This window comes from Candidatus Electronema sp. JC (assembly GCF_048287365.2).
In the GTDB taxonomy this organism is placed as follows: Bacteria; Desulfobacterota; Desulfobulbia; order Desulfobulbales; family Desulfobulbaceae; genus Electronema.
Genome location: NZ_JBLWEM020000015.1, coordinates 1 through 5,886, shown reverse-complemented (window position 1 = coordinate 5,886; position 5,886 = coordinate 1). Strand labels below are relative to the sequence as shown.

General features: G+C 57.1%; 4 protein-coding genes and 1 CRISPR repeat array. Of the genes, 3 read left to right on the top strand and 1 reads right to left on the bottom strand.

Annotation, left to right across the window (positions count from 1 at the left end; translation table 11 throughout):
* Nucleotides 1-147 precede the first annotated feature (147 nt).
* Complete coding sequence (locus tag ACNKH3_RS02065) at nucleotides 148-894, top strand: pseudouridine synthase (protein WP_420208065.1); 747 nt, start codon at nucleotides 148-150, stop codon at nucleotides 892-894.
* Between the two features lie 122 nt (nucleotides 895-1,016).
* Nucleotides 1,017-1,316, top strand: coding sequence for an HU family DNA-binding protein (locus tag ACNKH3_RS02060; RefSeq protein WP_420208064.1), 300 nt, complete (start codon nucleotides 1,017-1,019; stop codon nucleotides 1,314-1,316).
* A gap of 24 nt (nucleotides 1,317-1,340) precedes the next feature.
* Here ACNKH3_RS02060 and rimO read toward each other — a convergent pair whose 3' ends face one another.
* On the bottom strand, nucleotides 1,341-2,669 hold the full coding sequence (gene rimO, locus ACNKH3_RS02055; RefSeq protein ID WP_420208063.1) for a 30S ribosomal protein S12 methylthiotransferase RimO: 1,329 nt from the start codon (nucleotides 2,667-2,669) through the stop codon (nucleotides 1,341-1,343).
* Nucleotides 2,670-3,141: 472 nt separating this feature from the next.
* Here rimO and ACNKH3_RS02050 point away from each other — a divergent pair, with 472 nt between their 5' ends.
* Nucleotides 3,142-4,905 (top strand): formate--tetrahydrofolate ligase, encoded by a 1,764-nt coding sequence (locus ACNKH3_RS02050; RefSeq protein WP_420208062.1) that lies wholly within the window; start codon nucleotides 3,142-3,144, stop codon nucleotides 4,903-4,905.
* A gap of 98 nt (nucleotides 4,906-5,003) precedes the next feature.
* Nucleotides 5,004-5,656: direct repeats of the CRISPR family, unit length 37 nt; unit sequence GTCTCAATCCCTTCTTCATCAGGGCATGACTTCCGAG.
* Between the last annotated feature and the right edge of the window lie 230 nt (nucleotides 5,657-5,886).

Here is a 5,886-nt window from a genome sequence, read left to right as displayed (position 1 = left end):
TCGACACGTTGAGCCAGCAGGACATCAACTGCATCGCGGAAAAAATTAACAACAGGCCACGAAAATCTCTTGGCTTCAACACGCCAAAAAAGCTATTCTTGGAAGCCTGCCAAAAAGTTGCACTTGGAACTTGAATCCACAAAATAAATGGAGCGGCTGCAAAAAATTATCGCCAGCGCGGGCATCTGCTCGCGCCGGGCCGCCGAGCAGCTCATCGCCGCTGGGCGGGTGACTGTGGACGGCCAAGTGGTCACTGAGCTGGGCTGCAAGGCCAATCCAGCGCAGTCAGTCATCGCCGTTGACGGCAGACCGCTGCGGCGCGAGGAGGAGAAAATTTATCTGCTGCTCAACAAGCCGCGCGGCTACGTCACCACATTGTCCGATCCGCAGGGCCGCCCGATTGTCAGCGAGCTGCTGCCGCCGGAGGTCAAAACACGGCTTTTTCCAGTAGGCCGTCTTGATCTCGACAGCGAGGGCGCGTTGCTGATGACCAACGACGGCGAGCTGGCCAATAGAATTCTGCATCCGAAATTCGAGGTGAGGAAGACCTACGAGGCCACAGTGCGCGAGCTGCCGAGCGAAGAAAACCTGCGGCGGCTGGAGCAGGGCCTGCTCATTGACGGGCAGATGACTTGGCCCGCGCAGACCAAGGTGTTGCGGCAGAAAAAAGGCCGCGCGGTGATTGAAATAATCATCCACGAGGGCAAAAAACGGCAGGTGCGGAAGATGTTTCAGGCGGTCAGCCATCCGGTGCTGCGGCTGAAACGGACGGCCTACGGCGGCCTGCGGCTGGGCAGTCTGGGGCCGGGGAAGTGCCGTTTTTTAGGAAAAACTGATCTTGAAAAGATTTTTCTCTTCGTTAAATCCAAAAGCCCTTTACAATCAGAACGATAACTGCTTTAATAGTATTGATAACGATCTTTGCCCAGACTGACGCAGACGGGCGGACACCAACCAGATCAATGCTGGGACGGCCTGCGCGGCCCAGTTCCAGAAAATGGAGAGAGAGCTGACAGATGAATAAATCAGAACTGATTGAAACTTTGGCGGAAAAAGTCAATCTGCCAGTGCGTGAGACCGCCTCGGTGGCTAAAACCATCATCGACACCATGAGCGAGGCGCTGGTCAAGGGCGATTCCATCGAAATCCGTGGCTTTGGCAGCTTCACGGTCAAAAAATACGGCTCATACACTGGCCGCAACCCCAAATCCGGCGAGAAGATCGACGTGGCTCCGAAAAAGCTGCCCTTCTTCAAGGTCGGCAAAGACCTGCGCGAGCGGGTGGACGAGGCGGCGCGGAAAGCAGGCGGCAAATAAGGCCGTCTTGGCTGAGGGCGGAACTCAGCTGATGATTCCGCCCACCAAGTCGTAGATGTGGGCCTCGGCGATGCGGACTCTGACGATGTCGCCGGGGCTTGCCTCCCCCTCGTTGATGTAGACGCAGCCGTCAATTTCAGGAGCCTGAAAGCGGGTGCGGCCTTCCAGCAGCAGCTCTGTTTCTTGGCTCACGCCCTCGACCAGCACGTCCTCTTCGCGCCCGACCAGCCGCCGCAATCGCTGCTGGCTGATTTGCGCTTGTAACTCCATCACCCGCGCAAAACGTTCCTGCTTCACTTCGTCCGGCACTTTGGGCTGGAACTCCGCCGCTGGCGCGCCCTCCTCATCTTCGTAGGGAAAAACGCCGACATGATCTAACTGCCAGCTTTGCAGGCAGTCGAGCAGCTCCTGCACATCGTCCTCAGTTTCGCCGGGAAAACCGACCATCAGGGTGGTGCGCAGAGCGCAGTCCGGCACTCGTCTGCTGATCCGGGCGATGAGCCGGTCCAGCTCCTTGCTCCCGTAGCGGCGGTTCATCCGTTGCAGCACCGCGCTGCTGACATGCTGAAAGGGGATGTCGAGATAGGGCAGGATGCGCGGCTGCTCGGCCATCAGATCAAGCAGCTCGTCGGTGACTGAGGCGGGATAGAGATAGAGCAGGCGCAGCCAAGGAATCTCAGTTTCTTGCAGCAGCTGGCGGAGCAGGACGGGCAAACTGCTGCCCAAATCGCTGCCATAGGCGGTCAAATCTTGGGCGATGAGGGACAGCTCTTTCACCCCGGCCTGCTCCAAGGCGCGGGCCTCAATGACGAGATCGGCGGCAGGACGGCTGCGCAGTTTGCCCCGGATGGCCGGAATCATGCAGTAGGTGCAGCGGTTGTCGCAGCCCTCGGTGATCTTCAGCCAGCTGCGGAAGGGCGGGGTGGAGAGGCGGCGCGGCATCGCGCTGCTGATCAGGCCGCATGAGGGCTGATGCAGAATCAGCCTGCCGCCTTCGCCGCCCGTCAGCTCGCTGATCAGCTCCGGCAGCCGCTGCTGGTCGTCAATGCCGACAAACAAATCCACTTCCGGCAGCTCGTTCTGCAAATCCTTGCCGTAGCGCTGGACAAGGCAGCCGGTCACCACCAGCTTTTTCGCCGGATCCGCCTGCTTGCACTCAGCCAGCCGCAAAATCTCATCCACCGCCTCCTCGACCGCCGGACGGATGAAGCCGCAGGTGTTGACCAGCAGCAGCTCGGCTTCTGCCGGGTCTTCCACGGCCCGCCAGCCGCTGAGTTCGAGGGAGCCGAGCATCAGCTCGGAATCAACTAAATTTTTCGCGCAGCCGAGGCTGGTGAGATGAAGGCGTTTCATTGCGGCTCAAAAAAGAACGGACTGGGGAAAGCCGGGCTGTTCCGGCGGTCATGCGCAGATACCTAACCATGCTCTGCGCCGGAAGTAAACGCAAAAGAACGCGGCCTGCCAAAACAGAGCTGGAGGCGTTCCCAGTGCGCTGCGGACGGCACAATTTTGGGCAGCCTGCCCTGTTTCATTGCATGAAACGTACTGTTCACTCTTTTTTATAAGAGATGCGCGAGCTGGCGGCGCGGTCAAGGAAAAGGCAGGAATCTGTCTGTTTTTTTGAGATCAGGACTATGCCGCCTGCGCGGCGGAATGTGACGGCTGCCGCTGGCCGATCCGCTCTTTGTTGACATTTCAGCAAAAAACTGTTATCAAATGTGTTCGCATCATTGTCCTTGCCGCGCCCTTTCCGGCGCGTTTTCATGCGCCGCTGAAATATATTTTTGCCCCTTTCTCATAACAACTTTCGCAGAGGAGAACCGCCATGCCCTTGGATCCCACCAAACACGCCGACTGGGAAATCGCCGAAGCCGCTGAAAGCAACATGAAAACCGTCTATGAGCTGGGCGAGAAGCTCGGCTTGAAGAAGGAGGAGCTGCTGCCGCACGGTCATTACTTGGCCAAGCTGGACTACCGCGCCATCCTTGAGCGGCTGAAGGACAAGCCCGACGGCAAGTATATTGATGTGACCGCCATCACTCCAACCCCGCTCGGCGAGGGCAAATCCACCTGCTCAATGGGCTTAGTGCAGGGCATGGGCAAGCGCGGCAAGTCCGTGGTCGGCGCGATCCGTCAGCCTTCCGGCGGCCCGACCATGAACATCAAAGGCTCGGCGGCAGGCGGCGGCCTGTCGCAGTGCGTGCCGCTGACACCTTTTTCGCTCGGCATGACCGGCGACATCAACGCGATCATGAACGCCCACAACCTCGGCATGGTCGCGCTCACGTCCCGTATGCAGCATGAGAGCAACTACACCGACGAGCAGCTTGCCCAGCGCGGCCTGCGCCGTCTCGACATCCACCCAAAGAAGGTGGAGTTCCGCTGGATCATGGACTATTGCGCCCAAGCCCTGCGCAACATCACCATCGGTCTTGGCGGCACTTCAGACGGCATGACCATGCAGTCCGGCTTCAACATCGCGGTCAGCTCCGAGATCATGGCGATTCTGTCCATCGCCAAGGATCTGAAAGATATGCGCGAGCGCATCGGCAGGATGGTAATGGCCTATGACAAGCAAGACAGGCCAATCACCGCCACGGACTTAGATGTGGCAGGTGCAATGACCGCGTGGATGGTGGATGCGATTAACCCCAACCTGATGCAGACCATTGAAGGTCAGCCAGTGATTGTCCATGCTGGGCCGTTCGCCAACATCGCTATTGGTCAATCCTCGGTCATTGCCGACCGCGTGGCCCTCAAGCTGGCAGATTACAACATCACTGAGTCTGGTTTTGGCGCAGACATCGGCTTCGAGAAGTTCTGGAACCTCAAGTGCCGCTACTCCGGCCTCAAGCCGAACTGCGCAGTAGTCGTCGCAACCATCCGTGCGCTCAAGTGCCACGGTGGTGCGCCTATCCCGGTGCCGGGCCGTCCAATGCCGGAGGAATACAAAGGCGAGAACGTCGGCTGGGTGGAGAAGGGCTGCGAGAACCTGATCCACCACATCGAGACCGTAAAGAAGGCGGGCATCAACCCGGTTGTCTGCATCAACGCCTTCTACACCGACAGCGACAACGAGACCAAGGCCGTGCGCCGTATCTGCGAGGCTGCCGGTGCCCGTGTCGCGCTCTCCAAGCACTGGCAGTACGGCGGTGACGGTGCGCTGGAGTTCGCTGATGCGGTTATTGATGCCTGCGAAGAGCCGAACGACTTCAAGTTCCTCTACGACTTGGAGACCCCGCTCTCCAAGCGCATCGAGCTGATTGTCAAGGAAGTGTACGGCGGCGACGGCGTGAGCTACACACCAGAAGCGCAGGCCAAGCTGAAGCGGCTTGAGGCAGACCCGGAGATGAAGGAGATGACCACCTGCATGGTGAAAACCCATCTCTCGCTCTCGCACGATCCGAAGCTGAAAGGCGCGCCCAAAGGCTGGACGCTGCCCATCCGCGACATTCTCACTTACAAGGGCGCAGGCTTTGTCGTGCCCGTGGCCGGGGCAATCACGCTGATGCCGGGCACGGCTTCCGATCCGGCCTACCGCCGCATTGATGTGGATGTGGAGACTGGCAAAGTGAAAGGCGTGTTCTAAGCAGCAAGGGCGGTTCATGAACCGCCCCTCCGCAGGTTGAACAGACAACAGGCCGGAAGAGAGGAATCTCTTCCGGCCTGTTGTTTTTGGATTGCCCAGTCTCAATCCCTTCTTCGTCAGGGCATGACTTCCGAGAGATTTGCTGACTTTCGCAGGTGGACCACCAGCAAGGAGGTCTCAATCCCTTCTTCATCAGGGCATGACTTCCGAGCCACAAAGAGTGTGAAGAGCTGGGTCTAACTGGTTATAGAAGGTCTCAATCCCTTCTTCATCAGGGCATGACTTCCGAGATACCTTGTTAGCAGGACTACGAAAGCGTCAGGGGAGGGCAGGTCTCAATCCCTTCTTCATCAGGGCATGACTTCCGAGTAAAGTAGGTGATCTTCTTGTGGAGAGTTCTGCTGCTGGAAAGTCTCAATCCCTTCTTCATCAGGGCATGACTTCCGAGGATAATTTTAGTTTCCCAGATACCATTTTTATGGAGGTTGTCTCAATCCCTTCTTCATCAGGGCATGACTTCCGAGCCTTCTCAATGCATTATTTTGGATAGGGTTACTTGCAGTCTCAATCCCTTCTTCATCAGGGCATGACTTCCGAGCATCAATTGGGGTTACAGATGTATACAGCAACAAACCGTCTCAATCCCTTCTTCATCAGGGCATGACTTCCGAGGCTATTGTAAGTGGTCTAAGTTGAAAAGCGACGGTCTTCCAAGTCTCAATCCCTTCTTCATCAGGGCATGACTTCCGAGGGCACCTTTTTTTTCGCCAATGAAATCAACAGGCTTGATGCCCATTTTCCGTTATCCCTCTTATTGAGAGACATTCCCACCTTTTTTTCACCTCCTTTCCGCCTGCTGGCCGCATATTTATTCCGACAAATCAAGATGTTATCCGGTTCCCGTTATCCACCTCCTTTTTCAGGCCGTTTGAAAAAATACAGAACATAATGATTTTACAGCATAATACAAAAAACAGTCTA